Raw genomic sequence first — 17,776 nt, 5'->3', positions numbered from 1 at the left:
ATGAAGCCGGGCTATCACGAGATTTATTCCCGCTATCGCGACAACATCACGCGCGGCGTGCTGAAGCCGGGCGATAAGGTGCCTGCCATCCGCGTGCTGGCGGAAGAGCTGAAGGTGGCGCGTAAAACCGTCGAAACGGCGTATGCCATTCTGACGGGGGAAGGGTATCTGGTGAGCCAGGGCGCGCGCGGCACGCGGGTCAACCCGGACCTGCTGTTGCCGGATAAGAGTGCCCCAGCGGAACAGCCCACCGGCACGCTTCCGGCATCGCTCATCAGCCAGCGGGAACGAGCTGGTTTTCTGCGTCCCGGCATCCCTGCCCTCGACAGCTTTCCGTATAAAAAATGGCTGCTACTGGCGGGCCAGGCAACGCGCGCCATGCGCCAGGAGGAGATGCTCAACCCGCCCGTTCTGGGCTGGTATCCGCTGCGCCAGGCCATCGCCAGCTATCTTAATATTTCACGCGGGCTGTCCTGCAGCGCCGAACAGGTGCTGATCACCAGCGGCTATAGCGGCAGCCTGCGGCTGATCCTCGACACCCTTGCCAGCCGCAGCGACAAGGTGGTGTTTGAAGATCCGGGCTATTTTATGGGCCAGCAGCTGCTCAAGCGGATCGTGCCGCGCCTGCACACGGTGCCGGTCGATCGCTGCGGCATCGACACGGAATACCTGCTCCGTCACCATCGCGATGCGCGTTTTGCCATCGTCACCCCGTCGCACCAGAGCCCGCTGGCGGTCACGCTCTCGCTGCCGCGCAAGCAGCAGCTGCTCGACTGGGCCAGCCAGAACGAGGCGTGGATTATCGAAGACGATTACGACGGGGAATTTCACTACACCCGCAAGGTGCTGCCGTCGCTGAAAAGTCTCGATCGGCACGATCGGGTGATTTTTATGGGCACCTTCAGTAAAACCATCATGCCGTCGCTGCGCATGGGCTACGTGGTGATGCCCGCCAGCACCGTCGGGGCCTTTACCGATTGCGCGGACATTACTACCAGCGGCCAGCCGGTGTTGACGCAAAAGATCCTCACCGCGTTTCTCAACGAAGGGCATTTTTTCCGTCACCTGAAAAAGATGCGCGCGCTGTATCAAACCCGCCGCGACTGGATGATTGCCGCCCTGCGCGAGGTGTATGGCGATCTGTTTTTCACCGAGCAAAATGACGGCGGGATGCATATCGTGGCGTTCCTGACCAGAGGAAGCGGTGACCGGGAAGTGGCGCGCTGCTGGCAGGAACAGCAGCTGCAGGTGAATGCGCTTTCGGAGTGGTATCGCGGGTCGGGCAAACGCTACGGGCTGGTGATGGGCTATAACAACGTGCGGTCGTATCAGGAGGCGCTGGATTTGCTGGAAAGGCCGAAGCGGCAGACGCTTGCGCTGTTGAGCTGAAATCGCCGGGTGGCGGCTGCGCCTTACCCGGCCTAAGGTTTAAATATCATTGCGGGATAAACCAACGTCCTTGAGCTGCTCGTCGCTCATCTGGCTCAGGATGCGGCGGGTGCGGTTGATGCGATACCAGTTGCAGATCGTTTTGCCGATCCAGACAAACACAACAAACGGACGTTTTGAACGATTCTCATAGAATTCCATGATGCTCTCCTCACTGTACCAGTAGGGTTATCATCCTGGAAATCGGCCTGTGCAATACAGATGCAAAAACACCTTTTGTTTAACATACAGATCCGCTAAAACAGTATCTGCATGCCAATTTTTACGGCAATCTGTACTGGTTTTACAATCTGTATGGTGAAAACAAAGGATACAGCATGACGCGCTATCAACATCTGGCCAACCTTCTGGCAGAACGCATTGAACAAGGGCTGTATCGCAGCGGCGAACGTCTGCCGTCGGTGCGCACGCTGAGCCAGGAGCACGGCGTGAGCATCAGCACCATACAGCAGGCCTATCAGATCCTCGAAAACCTCCAGCTGATCACCCCTCAGCCGCGCTCCGGCTATTTTGTCTCGCAGCGCAAGGCCCAGCCGCCGGTTCCGGCCATGACGCGCCCGGTGCAGCGCCCCGTGGACGTCACCCAGTGGGATGAGGTGATGATGCTGCTGGACGCCCGCGCCGACAAAGAGATGATCTCCTTTGGCGGCGGCTCGCCGGATATTAACCAGCCGAGCCTGAAGCCCCTGTGGCGCGAGATGAGCCGCATCGCGCAGCACAACCCTGCCGAGATGCTGAGCTATGACGTGCTCGACGGCCGCCTGGAGCTGCGCGAGCAGATCGCCCGCCTGATGCTGGACGGCGGCTCCACCGTGGCAGCGAACGAGATTGTCATCACCAATGGCTGCCACGGCGCGCTGTCGATTGCCCTGCTCTCGGTGTGCAAGCCGGGGGATATCGTGGCGGTGGAGTCGCCGTCGTTTCACGGCACCATGCAGATGCTGCGCGGGTTTGACATCAAGGCGATTGAAATTCCTACCGATCCCGAGACCGGGATCAGCATCGAGGCATTAGAGCTGGCGCTGGAACAGTGGCCGATCAAGGCCGTGATTCTGGTGCCCAACTGCAATAACCCGCTCGGGTTTATCATGCCGGAAGCGCGGAAAAAGCAGGTGCTGGCGCTCGCCCAGCGGCACGATATCGTGATCGTGGAGGATGACATTTACGGCGAGCTGGCGGCGGAGTACCCGCGCCCGCGCACCATTCACTCGATGGATATCGACGGCCGCGTGATCCTCTGCAGCTCGTTTACCAAAACCGTGGCGCCGGGCCTGCGCGTCGGCTGGATTGTGCCGGGGCGCTATTACGACCGGGTGATGCACATGAAATACGCCGCGGGCGGGTTTAACGTGCCGGGTACGCAGATGGCGGTGGCGGCGTTTATTCGCGACGGCCATTACCATCGCCACGTGCGCCGTATGCGCCAGATTTATCAGCAGAATATGGAAACCTACACCTGCTGGGTGCGGCAGTATTTTCCGGCAGAGATTTGCGTCACGCGCCCGCAGGGAAGCTTCCTGCTGTGGATTGAACTGCCGGAGAAGGTCGACATGGTGTGCGTCAGCAAGCAACTGTGTCGGCTGAAGATCCAGGCCGCGGCCGGGTCGCTGTTTTCCGCCTCCGGGAAGTACCGCAACTGTCTTCGGATCAACGTGGCGCTGCCGCCGACGGAGAAGAATCGCGAGGCGTTGAAGAAGATGGGTGAGGCGATTGTGATTGCGATGGAGGAGTAGTGCGGCCTGATGCCCTCACCCCGCCCCTCTCCCACAGGGAGAGGGAGAAAACCGATCCTGTAGGCCCGGTAAGCGCAGCGCCACCGGGCAACAGGTAGGTTATTCGTCGAAGTACCAGTACCCCTGGTTAATCAGCCCGGTAAGCTCTTCAACAAACGCCGGGTTATTCAGCGCATCGCCCAGCTCGGCCTGACCGAGTTCGGTGTAGCGGCACAGCGCATCCGCCGCTTTCGCGTCTACCGTCTCCAGCTGTTCGCTGTTGATAAAGAAGCTGCCGTTGACGTTCAGCACGCGCAGGCCGCTCAGGCGGGACAGCGTTTCGCCGCCCTGCAGCGCGTCCAGCACCTCTTCCGGCGCGTACGGCGGCTCGGCGGCGGCGATATCCAGCTCGTGGCGCGGCGTGGAGACAAAGCTGCCGAACCATTTTGTGAAATCATCCGGCTTGCTAATCATGTCGAACATCATCTGGCGAATGCGATCGAGTTCGTACTGCTCCACGCGGCCCGGATGTTCGCGACAGGTCAGCTCCGGATCGCTGTAGTGCTCGCCGCCCAGATCGTTTTCCAGCGCGTAATCGGCGAAGCTGCTGATCAGATCGCGACCGTTCGGCCCGCGGAAGCCGACGGAGTAGTTAAGCGCCGTCTCATGGGTAAAGCCGTCGTGCGGGAATCCTGGCGGGATGTAGAGGATATCGCCCGGGGCCAGATCTTCGTCAATGATCGGCTCGAACGGATCGACATGCAGCAGCGCCGGATGCGGACAGAACTGACGCATCGGCAGCTTGTCCCCCACGCGCCAGCGGCGGCTGCCCATCCCCTGAATGATAAATACGTCGTACTGATCGATATGCGGACCCACGCCGCCGCCCGGTACGGAGAAGGAGATCATCAGGTCATCCAGACGCCAGTCCGGCAGGACGCGGAACGGACGCACCAGCTCCGCGGCAGGCATATGCCAGTGGTTCACCGCCTGAGCCAGCAGCGACCAGCCGGTTTCGCCCAGATCGTCAAAGTGCTCAAACGGACCATTGCTGGCCTGCCATTTGCCGTTGAAATGGCTCACCAGACGGCTATCGACTTCCGGCTCCATCGCCAGCCCTGCCAGCTCGTCCGGGGTAATCGGGTCGACAAAATTCGGGAAGGCATTTTTCAGCACTACGGGTTGTTTTTGCCAGTATTTCTCAAGAAATTCCGGCCAGTTCAGGTTCAGTTGATACGCCATGGGTAGCACCAGTGAGAGGGGAAACAGGCGCGATTATAGGCAAGAAGACAGAGGGGGAACTTGTCATGGGTCAAACGAGGGCGTGTAGGTCGGGTAAGGCGAAGCCGCCACCCGACGCGTACACGGCGATAAAACTTAATCCAGCTTCAGCTCGTCATAATGGGTAATCAGCTTGCCCACGATGCCGTAGTCCAGCGCTTCTGCCGGAGACATCCAGAAGTTGCGATCGGTGTCTTTTTTCACTTTTTCCAGCGGCTGTCCGGTGGCGTCGGCGATCAGCTTGTTCACGCGATCCAGCATGCGGATGATCTCGCGCGCTTCGATCTCAATATCCGTTGCCTGACCGCGCACGCCGCCCAGCGGCTGGTGGATCATAAAGCGGGTGTTTGGCAGCGAGTAGCGGTGCTCTTTCTTCGCCGCCAGGAAGATGGTGATCCCGGCGCTCGCCACCCAGCCGGTGCCGATGACGTGCACTTCCGGGCGGATGAATTTGATGAAGTCGTGGATGGTATCGCCCGCTTCCACGTGGCCGCCCTGGCTGTTGATGTACAGCTTGATCGGATCGTTGCTGACGCTTTGCAGCAGGATCATCTGGGTGATGACCTTCTGCGCCAGCTCCTGGTTGATCTCACCGGAGATCACAATCGAACGAGACTCCAGCAGTTTTTGCTGCAGAGCGCCCGCGCCGTTTGACCCTTCCGCTTTTTCCTTGTCGCTATCTTTCAGTGTGTAGTGCATTGTTATTTCCTCAGCTTGTCGCGCTCAAAACCAGAGTGTAGCCTGTTTTACCGGTGAAAGTCCTCACAGACAAATAACGAGGGAGCTTATGAATATTGCCCATGTCGCACTCTGGACCCGCAGCCTGAACGCGCAGGTTCAGTTCTGGGAAACGGTGTTTGGTGGCCGCAGTAACGAACGCTACGTCAGTAAAAATCGTCCCGGTTTCGAATCACACTTTATTACGCTGGATAACGGGCCGACCATCGAGCTGATGACGCTGCCGGATCTGCCCGACGCCCCTGCGCACCCGGAGTTTATCGGCTGGGCGCATATCGCCATCAACGTCGGCAGCAAAGCGCAGGTCGACAGCATGGCCGGGCGGGCACAGGCCAACGGCACGCTGCTCAGCGCCCCGCGCATGACCGGGGACGGCTTCTATGAAGCGGTAATTGCGGATCCGGACGGCAACCGCATTGAGCTTGTGGGTGCATAAAATCAGCGTTTCGTTGCTTAGCCGCCCCGGTCACGTATCGCTATACTTCATCTTCATACGGTTATCATATTGTTAAATGATAATGATAGTTAATGTGTTAAGATGAAAGTCAGCATAAACAGTCCCTTACGTAACCAGCGGGATTGTTTGCATCCTCGACATGTAAATCAGCACCGGGGCGGTGAATGGAACACATTGTGTATGTGGTTGATGACGATGACGCGGTCAGGCAGTCCGTGATCGGGCTGCTGGATTCGGCGGACCTGAACGCCGTCGGCTTTTCATCGGCAGAAGCGTTTCTTCAACACCGCTTTGAAGAGCTCCCGTCGTGCGTGGTCCTCGATATGCAAATGCCCGCCATCTCGGGCTTTGAGGTGGCTGATGCCCTTAAGGACAGCGGGCGCGAGATCCCGATTATTTTTCTTACCGGCCACGGCACTATCCCGATGTCGGTGCGTGCCATTAAAGGCGGCGCGTACGAATTTCTCACCAAGCCCGTCGAATCCACCGCGCTTATCGACGCCATCGAGTCCGCGCTTCAGCTGGCGGAACACAACGCCGAGCGCAATAAAGAGCACTACGCCCTGAAGCAGCGCCACATGTCCCTCACCCCGCGCGAGCACGAGGTGCTGACGCTGGCGATAAGCGGCATGCTGAACAAGCAGATTGCCGCCGAGCTGGGCGTCAGCGAGATCACGGTTAAGGTGCACCGTCGCCGCGTGATGGAGAAAATGCAGGTGCGCTCCGTGGCGGAGCTGGTCAGGGCCGTTGAGCGCCTGACCAATAGCCAGCCTGCGGAGTAACCTTTACCCTTCCTGCGCCGCCAGCGGCAGCGCAAACGCAAACACCGTGCCGTACGGCTCCCGGCGGCGCGCGCTCAGCTTCCCGCAGTGGCGCTCGATGATGCTGGCGCTGATAGTCAGCCCCATCCCCATCCCCTGCGCTTTGGTGGAGTAGAACGAGTCAAAAATCTGCTCCAGCCGCTCGGGCTCTATGCCGCTCCCGGTATCGGCGATCTCAACGATCACTTTCCCGTCCGCGTTGGCGGTGCTGAGGGTAATGGTGCTGGCGCGATCCTTCACCTCGGCCATCGCCTCTACCGCATTCATCACCAGGTTCAACAGCACCTGCTGGATCTGCACGCTATCGCCGGTGATAAAGCTGTCCTGCGCCCTTAACAGATAATCAACGCTAATGTGTCTCTGCTCCAGCTCGCTGCGCGAAAGCGTGATGATATGGTGGATCAGGTAGTGCATGTCGATGCGCGAGAAGGTGGGATCCTGCTTGCGGGTCAGGGACTGAATGCTGCGAATGATCTCCCCCGCCCGCGCGCCTTCTGCGGCGATCTCCTCCAGCCCTTCGCGCACTTTATCCAGCCGGGCAGGCTCGCGGTTGAGCCAGCGCAGGCTCGCCCCGGCGTTCGAGACGATCGACATCAGCGGCTGGTTGATCTCGTGGGCGATGGAGGAGGTCAGCTGTCCGACGGTGGTGGCTCGGGACACCCGCGCCAGATCCGCCTGCGCGACCCGCATGGCATCCTCCGCGGCGCGCTGGCTGGTGATATCGGTGATGATGCCGTAATACTCGTTCACCTCGCTGCCCACCCCAACCGGATCGCCAATCCCGAGGATGTAGCGCGTTGAGCCGTCGGTACGCTTAACGCGAAACTCCGCGCGCATGGAGAGCCCGTCGCGCACGCTTTGGGTGACGATGGCGCTGATGCGGGCGTAATCGTCCTCATGGACGAAGGTCAAAAACTCCGCCATGGAGATCGTCTTTTGCCGCTCGGGCAGGCCGAGAATGCGGGCGTACTCTTCCGAGACAAACATCAGATCCTGCTCCAGCTCCCAGCGCCAGCTGCCGGTGTGGCTGATCTGCTCGCCGAGCATCAGCGAGGTCTGGCTGGATCGCAGCTCTTTCTCCACCCGGCGGCGCTGGATGTTCTCCGCCAGCAGCTCGGCGTACAGCCGCGCCGTCTCCAGGGATACCGCGGCCTGCGCGCCCAGCAGGCTCACCACGCGCGAGTGCTCGGCGGTGAAGACCTCCGGCATCAGGCGGTTTTCCAGGTAGAGCACGCCCACCAGCCGCGCCTGCTTGAACATCGGGACGCACATAACCGCCGCTCCCGAGGTCACCAGATAGGGATCCTGGCTGAAGGGATGGAACTCCTCCGGCCTGCCGGTGCGGATCTCCTGCCCGGTGCGGATCACCGCAGCCAGCACCGACAGCGGCAGGTCGGTCACCGTCGGCACGTCTTTCAGGATCCGCACCCGCACGCCCTCGGTGCTGGTCCAGGCGCTGGCCTCGATCTCCGGAATCAGGCTCTCACTCACGCGCAGCAGCAGGCCGCGCTGCGCCCCGGCGCGTTCGAGCAGGATGGTCATCAGGTTTTCGATTAAGCGCTCCAGGTTGATCTCTTCCGACAGCGCGCGGGAGGCTTTGATGACGCTCTGGAGATCGCGGATGGTCTCATTCTGGGCGAAGGCCACCGTGTCGTAGGCGCTGGCCTGCCCGGAGGCCAGCAGGTGCGGGAAATCCTGCTCCAGCTGGCGCACCTTGGCCTGCGCGCCCGCGCGTCCCCAGGCGGCAATCGAGCCGCGGAAGTGGGCGTCCGACGCGGTCGGGTAACCGCAGGCCAGCGCGAACCGGCCCGCCAGCTCGTGGGCCAGAGCGTTGATAGGGTTAAACCCGCCCTCGCGGGAGAGCCGGACCGCCTTCTCATACTGCTCGAGCGCAATGCTGTTCATCCCGTCCAGACGCACGATTTCGGCGTAGATCAGCGCCTCTTTATCCGCGAACGTGCCGGGATTAACGCGCGCCCAGAGGGCGATTTTGTCGTAGTGGGCGTGGATGCTGCGGCGGTGGTTCGCCGAGAAGATCTCCGGCGTCAGCTGACGTGACAGCGCCAGGGCGCTGTAGAGATGGTAATCCAGCAGATGGATGTGCCCCGGCGCAGACCACGCGTACCAGCCCGCCATCTCGAGATCCGCCTGCGCGTCGGCATATTCGCCGCAGGTAAAGTGCGCCATGCCGCGATACAGCCAGTACCAGAACAGCATGGTGGAGTTCTTCTCCGGCGCCTGCTCCGGCGACGCGGGAAGCAGCGCCTCCGGCAGCACCTGCGACGCGGTCCAGGTGCCCATGACAGGCGTGCGCAGGAACTCAACGTAGCCGCGCTGGACCATCAGTATGGTCTCCACGTCCTGGAAGTGGGTTTTACGCACGAACGCCAGGCCGCGCTCGATGCTGGTCAACACCCCGTCCAGGTGATCGCCCCGCGAGAGGAAGTTAATCACCTGGTGGCAGGCCGCAAAGCAGGCCATCGTCATATCCCCGTGGGTCACCGCCGAGGTAAAGCAGGCTTTCGCGCACTCGATGGTAAACGATAAAGGCTGGGTCCAGACGCTGAGCTGGTCGAGCGGCAGCAGGGTTTTGGCTTCAAAGGCGTCGTAGCCGTGGCGATTGACCAGCTCGCGGGCCAGGGTGCCGTACTGGAACCCGAGGCGATACTCGGCGTAGCGGTGGCCAATCAGCACGCCAAACCAGGCCATCGCCGTGGTGGAGGCGCCGGTAATGCCGTGGTCGAGGGTCAGGTGCATCATGCGGCAGAGCAGCAAAAAGTGCAGGCGCGGGCAGATGAAGCTGGCGCAAATGCTGGCGCTGTAGAGCAGGTTCATCACCGCTTCGGTTTCCGGGTTATCCAACCGCGACAGCTGGGCAAACAGGTTTTGCGGCGCGTCGGCCGTGCGGTTGCAAAAGAGCGCCCAGGCCTCGTCGCAGTCGGCATCTTCCGGATAGCGGCTAATCTGGATCCCGAAAATCCCCAGCCAGCAGAGCGCCGCCTCCAGCGCCAGACGGCTGTCCGACTGGCGAATGTACACCTCCACCAGCAGGTTGGCCGCCAGCGCCTTTTCGGTCAGCCCGCCGGGGGAGCCGAGAATGGCGTCACACAGCTCGCGGGTGCGCTCCAGATGCCCCAGCGCAAACTCGCAGCCCGCCTCTTCGATGTCGAGCATAAAGTCCGACACCGTCCCGGCGTTGCCCAGCGCTCTGGCGGTCTGGATATAGCCGAGCGCCGAAAGGTAATCTCCCGAACGCTTCGCGCGCCGTGCGGCCAGCAGGCTCAGCTCGCGGAACATCTCCCGCTGCGGGGCGGGCTGGATGCTGTCCAGCGCGGCCGTCACGTGGTGAACGGCGCGGAACAGCAGCTCGTTCCCCGCCGCCTGACGCGCGGCGTCGGCCAGCAGGCTGGCGGTGGTCAGGTGAATATGGCTTCTCTCATGCCGATCCAGCAGCGCAAAGGCCGCCTCCTGCACCCGGTCATGGGTGAAGGCGTACTTTTTTTCCGCCAGCACGATGAGCTGGGCCATCACCGCCGGGTGCAGCGCATAGCGCATTTCCGCCATCGACATCCCGACCACGCGGCAGATCATCTCCATCTCGCCCGTGCCGCCGAGGCAGGCGATGCTGCCCAGCAGGCGGCGCGTCTCGTCGGGCAGCTCTTCGAGCTGCTCCAGCACCAGTGTGACGACGTTTTCGGTGTAATGCCTGGCGCGGATCGCCTGCAGATCGTAGTGCCACTTGTCCTGATATTTGTTGTGCACCACCAGGCCGTCATCGACGATGCGGCGGAAAAACTCGTGCACAAAGAGCGGGTTGCCGCCCGTCTTCTCGTGGATCAGCGTGGCGAGGTCGGCCGTCGCCGCGCTGCGGGTGCGAAATACCGTCGCCAGCCAGCGCGCCACTGCTTTCACGGAAAGCGCCTGCGGGACAATCTCGCTCGCGTTTTGCGCCGCTTCCGGCAGGCCTGCCAGCAGCGCCTGCAGGGCGGCGTCGGACACGGCGCTGATATCCCGGTGGGCCGCAACCACCAGCAGCGGAACAGCGCCGCAGTTCATCAGCAGGTATTTAAGCGTATGCAGGCTGGCGGCGTCGCTCCACTGGAGATCGTCGAGCACCAGCACCAGCGGGCAGCCCTGCGAGGCAAAGGTTTTTACCAGCGCCAGTACCATATGGCTGAAACGCGCCCGGGCATCAATGGAAAACGTATCCGCCGAGAAGCGCGGCTTGCTCTCAAGCAGCAGGCCCAGCTCGGGCACGAGGCTGACGGCCAGTGCCTCGTGCCCCTCCAGGGCGCGAGACAGGCGGATTTTCCACTTCGCCACGTCCTCTGCGGGCAGTCCCAGCAGGTGCAGTGTCAGGGTGCGGAACGCGGAGCTTAATACGCCGTAGGGCAGCGACGGCGAAAACTGATCGACTTTGCCCACCGCCAGCAGCACCGTACGCTGCTGCAGCGTTTTAAGCGCCGTCGCGATGATCGAAGATTTGCCGATCCCCGACGGCCCGCCGATCGTCACCAGCTCCGGCACCAGGCTCTGCCCCACCCGCTCAAACGCCGCAATAACGTCGTTCGCCTGCGGGTGCGTCGCGAAGAGGGAGTCCGCCAGATGGATCGCCGGGGTGCGGTCCTGCTGGCCGGGCGTAAAGGCGACGAGCTCGCCCTCGCAGGTCAGCGTCGCCTGGCAGCGGCGAAGGTCGGCAATCAATCCGTCGACCGTCTGGTAGCGGTTATCGGGGTGCTTTTCCAGCAGCTTCAGGACGATGGTCGACAGCATTCCCGGCACGTCCGGGCGGATCGCGTCCGGGGCCAGCGGCGCCGAGGCAATATGATAGTGCGCCCAGTTGGTCTGCTCGTCCTCCCCCAGCTCAAACGGCAGACGTCCGGTCAGGAGTTCATACAGCACCATGCCGAGGCTGTAGAGATCGCTCCGGCCGTCGACGGGGCGCTGGGTGCGGGTGGTGTGCTCCGGCGACATATACGCAGGCGTGCCCCCTGAAACGGCAAGCCGGGTCTGGGTGATGGCATCGGAGAGACTGCTGGAAAGGCCAAAGCTGCCCAGGCGGCAGGTAGCGTCGTGATGAACAAAAATACTGCCGGGCTTGATATCGCCGTGGATCAGGTTTTGCAGATGCATCTGGCGCAGGGGAACGCAGATCTGGATCGCCATCTCAAGAAAGCGCGTGATGCCCGAGATCGCCCTGCCCGCGCGCCGCGCCAGCAGCTCAAACGAAAACGGGGCGTACACCAGCGCGAAGCGCCCCCGGTACTGGGTGGACGCGACGGCGCGAATGGCCCAGCTGTCCTGCAGCGCGTCGCGCAGCGCAAACTCGTTTTTGAGCAGCCGGGTGGCCCGCTCTTCCTCTTCGTCGCTCACCGCGGTGGCGATAATGAACGAGCCGCCGGAGTGAGGATGTCGCGCGTGCATCCAGGCGATTCCGCCCTCCTGCGCCAGCACGGTAAAAATCACATCCTCTTTAAGGACAAAAACCCGCCCCTGGTGAAGATTCCCCTGGGCGGGCCAGAATGCAGGCTGCTCGTGTTCGTTCATCCGCGATCCTTATTGTCGGCGGGCCAGCTCCCGCTGAATATGATCCAGCAGAATATCGATGTTAATAGGCTTACGCAAAAATGCAGCGGCGCCCAGATTAAGAGCGTACCGCTGCATATTTTCATCAGCATGACCGGAGATAAAGAGCACGGGCGGAGGCGGTACGGCCAGCAGCCGCAGCTTTTCAAACAGCTCCAGGCCGCTCATGCCCCGCAGCTTGATGTCGGTGATCACCAGCGCCGCGCCGGACAGGGCGAGCGGATGGCTCAGAAATACCTCTGCCGAATCAAACGTATCGGCGGCATAGCCTTCCGACTCGAGGAGATTACTCAGCCCGCTGCGGACGGATCGTTCGTCATCAATGATGGCAATGCGCCACGGCAGCGTCATGCTGTCTTTCCTCTGGTAAATCATTAAACGTCGCGATCGTCCTTCGCGGGCGCAGGGGACGCCGTGCCGCTGATTTTCGGCACGCATTCGTGACGAAACCAGGCGAGGGTAAGCGGTTCGCGACTCAGTAAACGCCGTCCCACCGGGATGAGCTGTTCGCCCACCAGCATGCCAAACAGGCCAAGCAGGGCGACAACCGGCGGCGCCGGGGAATGGACGTCGAGCAGAGCGTAAGTTACCCCAGCAACCACGCCGCACACCAGCGAAATTATCCATGCTTTCATGACGACGCTCCCGTCTGCGAGTTGGCCTGCGGAACGGTCACCGGAGGCGGCGGCGCTCCGTCGCGGGATAACAGATGGCGTGTCGCCTGTTCACCCGCCAGCATCCCCAGCAGGCCAATCAGCGCCAGCGCGGGCGGCGCGGGGGAACGCACCTTCAGCACGGCATACATCAGGCCAATCAACACGCCTGCCGCAAGGGATATCAGCCCAGTACTCATTGTGAACTCCAGAGAAAGAGGCAGCGGCGAGCCGGATGAGGGACCAGCCCGCCAGCGGAACTTAGCGAGCCGGGACCGGCGCTAAGGTGCGGTGCTCGCTCTTCTGGCGAGACGGCGCTTTGTGCACCATGGTGTAGGCGTAATCGACGCCCATGCCGTACGCGCCGGAGTGCTCGCGCACGATATCCATCACCGCGGTGTAGGTCTCTTTACGCGCCCAGTCGCGCTGCCACTCCAGCATCACCTGCTGCCAGGTGACCGGGATCACGCCCGCCTGGATCATGCGCTGCATCGCGTAGTCGTGGGCTTCTTTGGAGGTGCCGCCGGACGCGTCCGCCACCATATAAATTTCGTAATCGCCTTCCAGCATCGCGCACAGGGCGAAGCTGTTGTTGCACACTTCGGTCCACAGGCCGGCAACTACCACCTTCTTCTTGCCGTTTGCCTGCAGCGCGTCGCGCACCTTCTGGTCGTCCCAGGAGTTCATGGAGGTACGCTCCAGGATGTCCTGGCCCGGGAATACGTCCAGCAGCTCCGGATAGGTGTTACCGGAGAAGCTTTCGGTCTCAACGGTGGTGATGATGGTTGGAATGTTGAACACCTTAGCCGCTTTCGCCAGCGCCACGGTGTTGTTTTTCAGCACCTGGCGGTCAATAGACTGCACGCCAAACGCCATCTGAGGCTGGTGATCGATAAAGATGATCTGACAGTTCGCAGGGGTTAACACTTCGAGCTTTGAAGAGGTCATAGCATTTTCCAGTGGTTAAGGGTGAAATCGCCGCGAGCGCCGCGACGATAAAGTCACCCTCATCCTGCGGTTTTCCGTCCCTGCGCGTAATTATCTCTTCGTATAGTTAACCTTAGGTATAGTTATACTTTGGTATACCTATCCTATTGTATAACTGGATCTTTGCCGAAACCGGTTCCCATAATCCTGACCATTCCCCTCTCAGTCAGGAGCAGTTTATGGTTACCCTCGGTAAAGCCGATCTCATTCTGGTTAACGGCCAGTTTCACACCGTCGATCGCGAGAACCCCGTCGCGGAAGCCGTTGCCGTGCGCGACGGAAAATTTCTGGAAGTGGGTACCGTCGCCGAGGTGATGCAACACCACTGCGAAGGCACCAAAGTGGTCGACTTAAAAGGCCACACCGCCATCCCCGGCCTGAACGACTCGCACCTGCACCTCATTCGCGGCGGGCTGAACTACAACCTCGAGCTGCGCTGGGAAGGCGTGCCGTCGCTGGCCGACGCCCTGCGGATGCTGAAAGAGCAGGCCCTGCGCACGCCGTCGCCCCAGTGGGTGCGCGTGGTGGGCGGCTGGACCGAGTTCCAGTTTGCCGAGCGCCGCATGCCGACCCTGGACGAGATCAACGACGCCGCGCCGGATACCCCGGTCTTCATCCTGCACCTGTACGACCGCGCCCTGCTCAACCGCGCCGCGCTGAAGGTGGTCGGCTACACCAAGGACACGCCGAACCCGCCGGGGGGCGAGATCCAGCGCGACGCCAACGGCAACCCGACCGGGATGCTGATTGCCCGTCCGAACGCCATGATCCTCTACGCCACGCTGGCCAAAGGGCCGAAGCTGCCGCTGGAGCAGCAGGTCAACTCCACCCGCCAGTTCATGCGCGAGCTGAACCGTCTGGGGCTGACCAGCGCCATCGACGCGGGCGGCGGCTTCCAGAACTACCCGGAAGATTACGAGGTGATTGCCGAGCTGCACGAGAAAAAGCAGATGACCATCCGCATCGCCTACAACCTGTTTACCCAGCGTCCGGGCCACGAGCTGGAAGACTTTGAAAAATGGACCGACATGCTCACGCCGGGCCAGGGCAGCGACTTCTTCCGCCACAACGGCGCGGGTGAGATGCTGGTCTTCTCCGCCGCCGATTTTGAAGACTTCCTCGAGCCACGCCCGGACCTCGCGCCGGGCATGGAGGACGAGCTGGAGCGCGTGGTGCGCCATCTGGTGGAGCACCGCTGGCCGTTCCGCCTGCACGCCACCTATAACGAATCCATCAGCCGCATGCTGGACGTCTTCGAGAAGGTGAACCGCGACATTCCGTTCAACGGCCTGCACTGGTTCTTCGACCATGCGGAAACCGTTACCCAGGCCAACATCGACCGCATCAAAGCGCTCGGCGGCGGCATTGCCGTGCAGCACCGCATGGCCTTCCAGGGGGAATACTTTGCCGAGCGCTACGGCATCGAAGCTACCCGCCACACGCCGCCGGTGGCGAAAATGCTCGAGACCGGCGTGCCGGTGGGCTTAGGGACGGACGCCACCCGCGTGGCGAGCTACAACCCGTGGACCGCGCTCTACTGGCTGGTCTCCGGCCGCACCGTCGGCGGGATGCAGATGTACGACCACAGCGCCCGTCTGGACCGCGATACCGCCCTGATGCTCTGGACCCAGGGCAGCGCGTGGTTCTCCAGCGAGCAGAACCAGAAGGGGCAGATCAAGGTCGGCCAGCTCGCCGACCTGGCCGTGCTGAGCAAAGACTACTTCCGCGTGCCGGAAGAGGAGATCAAGGGCATCGAGTCCGTCCTGACGGTGGTCAACGGCGATATCGTTTACGCCGCAGGCAGCTTTGGCCCGCTCGCGCCGCCGGCCATTCCGGTTCTGCCCGAGTGGTCCCCGGTGGTGAAGGTGCCGGGCCACTACCGCAGCGCGCCGCCGCAGGCCGCCCGCGTCGGGATGAGCGCCGTCCACCACTGCAGCGGCCCGTGCGGGGTTCACAGCCACCAGCATGATTTCGCCCGTACGTCAGAGATGCCGGTGTCCGACGATAACGCTTTCTGGGGGGCGCTGGGCTGCAGCTGCTTTGCATTCTGATGAAAAACACCTTTGCTCTGCCCCGGGTCGACCTGGGGCTGTTCTTCCTGCGCCTGACCGGCAGCCTGCTGCTGCTCTACGTGCATGGCCTGCCGAAGGTGCTGCACTTCAGCGACGAGCTGACGCGCATTGAAGATCCGTTCGGCTTCGGGCCCTGGGCCAGCCTGATCCCGGCGATTGTCGCCGAGGTGATTTGCCCGCTGTTTATCATTGCGGGCGTGTACACCCGCCTGGCGTGCCTGCCGATTATTGCCGTGCTGCTGGTGGCAATGCTGGTGGTCCACCCGAACTGGTCGATTGCCGAAGGGCAGTTTGGCTGGCTGCTGCTGATTATCTTCACCACCCTCGCCCTCACCGGGCCGGGCCAGTGGCGGCTGCAGCGTAAGACAGCGGAGAGGTTCGCATGACCCAGGTTAACGACGTTCGCGACGCACACGTCGAGACGACGCCCGCATCAACGGTTTCGCCCTGGCAGCCGCTGAGCCAGCCGGTGTTCCGCATGCTGTGGATCGCCACGGTGGTCTCTAACGTCGGCTCATGGATGAGCGACGTCGGCATCAACTGGAGCATGCTGACCCTGAGCGCCGACCCGCTGGATATCGCGCTGGTGCAGGCGGCCAGCAGCCTGCCGATGTTCCTCTTCGCCCTGCCGTCCGGGGTGATGGCGGACATCGTCGACCGACGTAAATACCTGCTCTTCTCCCAGCTGTGGGTGTTCATCGCCGCCGCCGGGCTGACGGTGCTCTCCTTCACCGGACACGTCACCCCCGCCGTTCTGCTGGTGGCGACGTTTCTGCTGAGCGTCGGCGCAGCGATGAGTTCGCCGCCGTTCCAGGCCGTGGTGCCCGATCTGGTGAGCAAGCCGGAGCTGGGCGCCGCCGTGGCCCTCAACTCGCTCGGGGTAAACATCAGCCGGGCAATTGGCCCGGCGCTGGGCGGTTTCCTGCTGTCGCTCGCCGGGCCGTGGATGGTGTTTGCCCTCAACGCGCTTTCCGTGGTCGGCGTGGCGTGGGTGCTGTGGCGCTGGCGTCCGGCGCCGTCCATACAGCGTCTGCCGCCGGAGCACTTCTTCTCGGCGGTGCGCTCCGGGATTCGCTACGTGCACGCCGCGCCGGTGCTGCGCAACGTGCTGGTGCGCACCGTGGCCTTCTTCGTTTTCGGCAGCGCGGGCTGGGCCCTACTGCCGCTGGTGGCGCGCCGCGAGCTGGGCTTAGGCCCGGCGGGCTACGGCGTGATGCTGGCATGCATTGGCCTGGGGGCGATTGCCGGGGCGATCCTGCTGCCGCGCCTGCGCCAGCGGCTAGACGCCGACCGCCTGATGGTGGCCGCCAGCCTGACCTTTGCTCTGACTATGCTGGCGCTGGCGTTCGTGCGCCACGTCTGGCTGCTCAACCTGTTTGAGTTCTTCACCGGCTTCGCGTGGATTGCGGTGCTTTCAACGCTGAACCTCGGCGCGCAGCGCAGCGCCGCACGCTGGGTGAAGGCCCGCGCGCTGGCAGTCTACCTGACGGTGTTCTTCGGCTCGATGACCGCAGGCAGCGCCATCTGGGGGCAGATCGCTTCCCGTTTCGGCACCCCGACATCGCTGGTGGTCGCCACGCTGGGAATGGTGTTGGCGAGCGCGACGGTGTTCCGCTGGAAGCTGGGCAAAGATCCGGATCTGAACCTCGACCTGAGCGGCCAGCCGCTGGACGGCGTGGAGATTGACCTGCCGAACGAGCGCGGCCCGGTGCTGGTGTCGCACGAGTACATCATCGACCCGCAGAATACGAAGGCCTTCCTGGAGGCGGTTCACGAGCTGCGCCGGGTGCGCCGCCGCGCCGGGGCGATGAGCTGGGCGGTGTACGAGGATATCGAGCGTCCCGGCCTGTTTATCGAGACCTTCCTGATGGGCTCCTGGATTGAGCATCTGCGCCAGCAGGAGCGCCACACCATGAATGACCTCCTGCTGCAGAGCCGCGTTCTGGCTTTTCATCAGGGCACAACATCACCGGCAATTCGCTATCTGGTCGCGCCGGTATAACCATAACCATCACCTGCA

The 17,776-nt window shown here is 62.4% G+C and carries 15 protein-coding genes; 7 read left to right on the top strand and 8 right to left on the bottom strand.

Annotated elements, in window-relative coordinates; genetic code table 11:
- Nucleotides 1-1,389: a PLP-dependent aminotransferase family protein gene (locus ACMGGX_RS12500; protein ID WP_420298440.1), complete on the top strand. Its 1,389-nt coding sequence runs from the start codon at nt 1-3 to the stop codon at nt 1,387-1,389.
- 39 nt (nt 1,390-1,428) lie between these two features.
- On the opposite strand, the gene ACMGGX_RS12495 is transcribed toward ACMGGX_RS12500, so the two are convergent.
- Nucleotides 1,429-1,590 (bottom strand): DUF1127 domain-containing protein, encoded by a 162-nt coding sequence (locus ACMGGX_RS12495; RefSeq protein ID WP_045357378.1) that lies wholly within the window; start codon nt 1,588-1,590, stop codon nt 1,429-1,431.
- Between the two features lie 176 nt (nt 1,591-1,766).
- Between ACMGGX_RS12495 and ACMGGX_RS12490 the strand changes: the two genes are divergently transcribed.
- On the top strand, nt 1,767-3,182 hold the full coding sequence (locus ACMGGX_RS12490; RefSeq protein ID WP_033144539.1) for a PLP-dependent aminotransferase family protein: 1,416 nt from the start codon (nt 1,767-1,769) through the stop codon (nt 3,180-3,182).
- Between the two features lie 99 nt (nt 3,183-3,281).
- Here ACMGGX_RS12490 and ACMGGX_RS12485 read toward each other — a convergent pair whose 3' ends face one another.
- Both ACMGGX_RS12485 and ACMGGX_RS12480 read right to left on the bottom strand, forming a co-directional pair.
- Complete coding sequence (locus tag ACMGGX_RS12485) at nt 3,282-4,403, bottom strand: JmjC domain-containing protein (RefSeq protein ID WP_420298439.1); 1,122 nt, start codon at nt 4,401-4,403, stop codon at nt 3,282-3,284.
- 135 nt (nt 4,404-4,538) lie between these two features.
- Nucleotides 4,539-5,141, bottom strand: a complete 603-nt coding sequence (locus ACMGGX_RS12480) for an ATP-dependent Clp protease proteolytic subunit (RefSeq protein WP_023310243.1) — start codon at nt 5,139-5,141, stop codon at nt 4,539-4,541.
- Nucleotides 5,142-5,229: 88 nt separating this feature from the next.
- Here ACMGGX_RS12480 and ACMGGX_RS12475 point away from each other — a divergent pair, with 88 nt between their 5' ends.
- Together ACMGGX_RS12475 and ACMGGX_RS12470 are read left to right on the top strand one after the other, a co-directional pair.
- Nucleotides 5,230-5,616, top strand: a complete 387-nt coding sequence (locus ACMGGX_RS12475) for a VOC family protein (RefSeq protein WP_023310242.1) — start codon at nt 5,230-5,232, stop codon at nt 5,614-5,616.
- 185 nt (nt 5,617-5,801) lie between these two features.
- Nucleotides 5,802-6,419 (top strand): response regulator transcription factor, encoded by a 618-nt coding sequence (locus ACMGGX_RS12470; RefSeq protein WP_223605137.1) that lies wholly within the window; start codon nt 5,802-5,804, stop codon nt 6,417-6,419.
- Between the two features lie 3 nt (nt 6,420-6,422).
- Here the strand turns inward: ACMGGX_RS12470 and ACMGGX_RS12465 are convergent, their stop codons facing one another.
- From ACMGGX_RS12465 to ACMGGX_RS12445, 5 genes are all read right to left on the bottom strand, one after another.
- Nucleotides 6,423-12,005, bottom strand: a complete 5,583-nt coding sequence (locus ACMGGX_RS12465; protein WP_420298438.1) for a trifunctional serine/threonine-protein kinase/ATP-binding protein/sensor histidine kinase — start codon at nt 12,003-12,005, stop codon at nt 6,423-6,425.
- Between the two features lie 9 nt (nt 12,006-12,014).
- Entirely contained in the window at nt 12,015-12,395 is a 381-nt protein-coding gene (locus ACMGGX_RS12460) for a response regulator transcription factor (protein WP_248194184.1), read from the bottom strand.
- Nucleotides 12,396-12,418: 23 nt separating this feature from the next.
- Entirely contained in the window at nt 12,419-12,679 is a 261-nt protein-coding gene (locus tag ACMGGX_RS12455; protein ID WP_420298437.1) for a XapX domain-containing protein, read from the bottom strand.
- Nucleotides 12,676-12,897, bottom strand: a complete 222-nt coding sequence (locus ACMGGX_RS12450; protein ID WP_126796773.1) for a DUF1427 family protein — start codon at nt 12,895-12,897, stop codon at nt 12,676-12,678. The genes ACMGGX_RS12455 and ACMGGX_RS12450 overlap by 4 nt, the downstream gene beginning before the upstream one ends.
- Before the next feature lie 61 nt (nt 12,898-12,958).
- On the bottom strand, nt 12,959-13,645 hold the full coding sequence (locus tag ACMGGX_RS12445; RefSeq protein WP_047742952.1) for a hydrolase: 687 nt from the start codon (nt 13,643-13,645) through the stop codon (nt 12,959-12,961).
- 218 nt (nt 13,646-13,863) lie between these two features.
- On the opposite strand from ACMGGX_RS12445, the gene ACMGGX_RS12440 reads away from it, so the two are divergent.
- Genes ACMGGX_RS12440 through ACMGGX_RS12430 form a run of 3 tightly spaced genes read left to right on the top strand, consistent with a single transcriptional unit; the run spans nt 13,864 to nt 17,758 of the window.
- Nucleotides 13,864-15,735 carry an amidohydrolase gene (locus ACMGGX_RS12440; RefSeq protein ID WP_059347234.1) on the top strand — a complete coding sequence of 624 codons (1,872 nt, stop codon included), beginning with the start codon at nt 13,864-13,866 and terminating at the stop codon, nt 15,733-15,735.
- Entirely contained in the window at nt 15,735-16,142 is a 408-nt protein-coding gene (locus tag ACMGGX_RS12435) for a DoxX family protein (protein ID WP_202770948.1), read from the top strand. The genes ACMGGX_RS12440 and ACMGGX_RS12435 overlap by 1 nt, the downstream gene beginning before the upstream one ends.
- Nucleotides 16,139-17,758: an MFS transporter gene (locus tag ACMGGX_RS12430; RefSeq protein WP_181594308.1), complete on the top strand. Its 1,620-nt coding sequence runs from the start codon at nt 16,139-16,141 to the stop codon at nt 17,756-17,758. Before ACMGGX_RS12435 ends, ACMGGX_RS12430 begins: the two co-directional genes overlap by 4 nt.
- The last annotated feature ends 18 nt before the right edge of the window (nt 17,759-17,776 follow it).

Source organism: Enterobacter sp. BNK-29 (assembly GCF_048684785.1).
GTDB classification, from domain to species: Bacteria; Pseudomonadota; Gammaproteobacteria; order Enterobacterales; family Enterobacteriaceae; genus Enterobacter; species Enterobacter cloacae_M.
Note: the sequence above shows the minus strand (reverse complement) of the source record. Positions and strands in the feature narration are given on the sequence as shown.

Excerpts from the sequence above, each read along its gene's own strand:
- ACMGGX_RS12500 (WP_420298440.1), top strand. The coding sequence starts at position 1 with ATGAAGCCGGGCTATCACGAGATTTATTCCCGCTATCGCGACAACATC.
- ACMGGX_RS12495 (WP_045357378.1), bottom strand. The coding sequence starts at position 1,590 with ATGGAATTCTATGAGAATCGTTCAAAACGTCCGTTTGTTGTGTTTGTC.
- ACMGGX_RS12490 (WP_033144539.1), top strand. The coding sequence starts at position 1,767 with ATGACGCGCTATCAACATCTGGCCAACCTTCTGGCAGAACGCATTGAA.
- ACMGGX_RS12485 (WP_420298439.1), bottom strand. The coding sequence starts at position 4,403 with ATGGCGTATCAACTGAACCTGAACTGGCCGGAATTTCTTGAGAAATAC.
- ACMGGX_RS12480 (WP_023310243.1), bottom strand. The coding sequence starts at position 5,141 with ATGCACTACACACTGAAAGATAGCGACAAGGAAAAAGCGGAAGGGTCA.
- ACMGGX_RS12475 (WP_023310242.1), top strand. The coding sequence starts at position 5,230 with ATGAATATTGCCCATGTCGCACTCTGGACCCGCAGCCTGAACGCGCAG.
- ACMGGX_RS12470 (WP_223605137.1), top strand. The coding sequence starts at position 5,802 with ATGGAACACATTGTGTATGTGGTTGATGACGATGACGCGGTCAGGCAG.
- ACMGGX_RS12465 (WP_420298438.1), bottom strand. The coding sequence starts at position 12,005 with ATGAACGAACACGAGCAGCCTGCATTCTGGCCCGCCCAGGGGAATCTT.
- ACMGGX_RS12460 (WP_248194184.1), bottom strand. The coding sequence starts at position 12,395 with ATGACGCTGCCGTGGCGCATTGCCATCATTGATGACGAACGATCCGTC.
- ACMGGX_RS12455 (WP_420298437.1), bottom strand. The coding sequence starts at position 12,679 with ATGAAAGCATGGATAATTTCGCTGGTGTGCGGCGTGGTTGCTGGGGTA.
- ACMGGX_RS12450 (WP_126796773.1), bottom strand. The coding sequence starts at position 12,897 with ATGAGTACTGGGCTGATATCCCTTGCGGCAGGCGTGTTGATTGGCCTG.
- ACMGGX_RS12445 (WP_047742952.1), bottom strand. The coding sequence starts at position 13,645 with ATGACCTCTTCAAAGCTCGAAGTGTTAACCCCTGCGAACTGTCAGATC.
- ACMGGX_RS12440 (WP_059347234.1), top strand. The coding sequence starts at position 13,864 with ATGGTTACCCTCGGTAAAGCCGATCTCATTCTGGTTAACGGCCAGTTT.
- ACMGGX_RS12435 (WP_202770948.1), top strand. The coding sequence starts at position 15,735 with ATGAAAAACACCTTTGCTCTGCCCCGGGTCGACCTGGGGCTGTTCTTC.
- ACMGGX_RS12430 (WP_181594308.1), top strand. The coding sequence starts at position 16,139 with ATGACCCAGGTTAACGACGTTCGCGACGCACACGTCGAGACGACGCCC.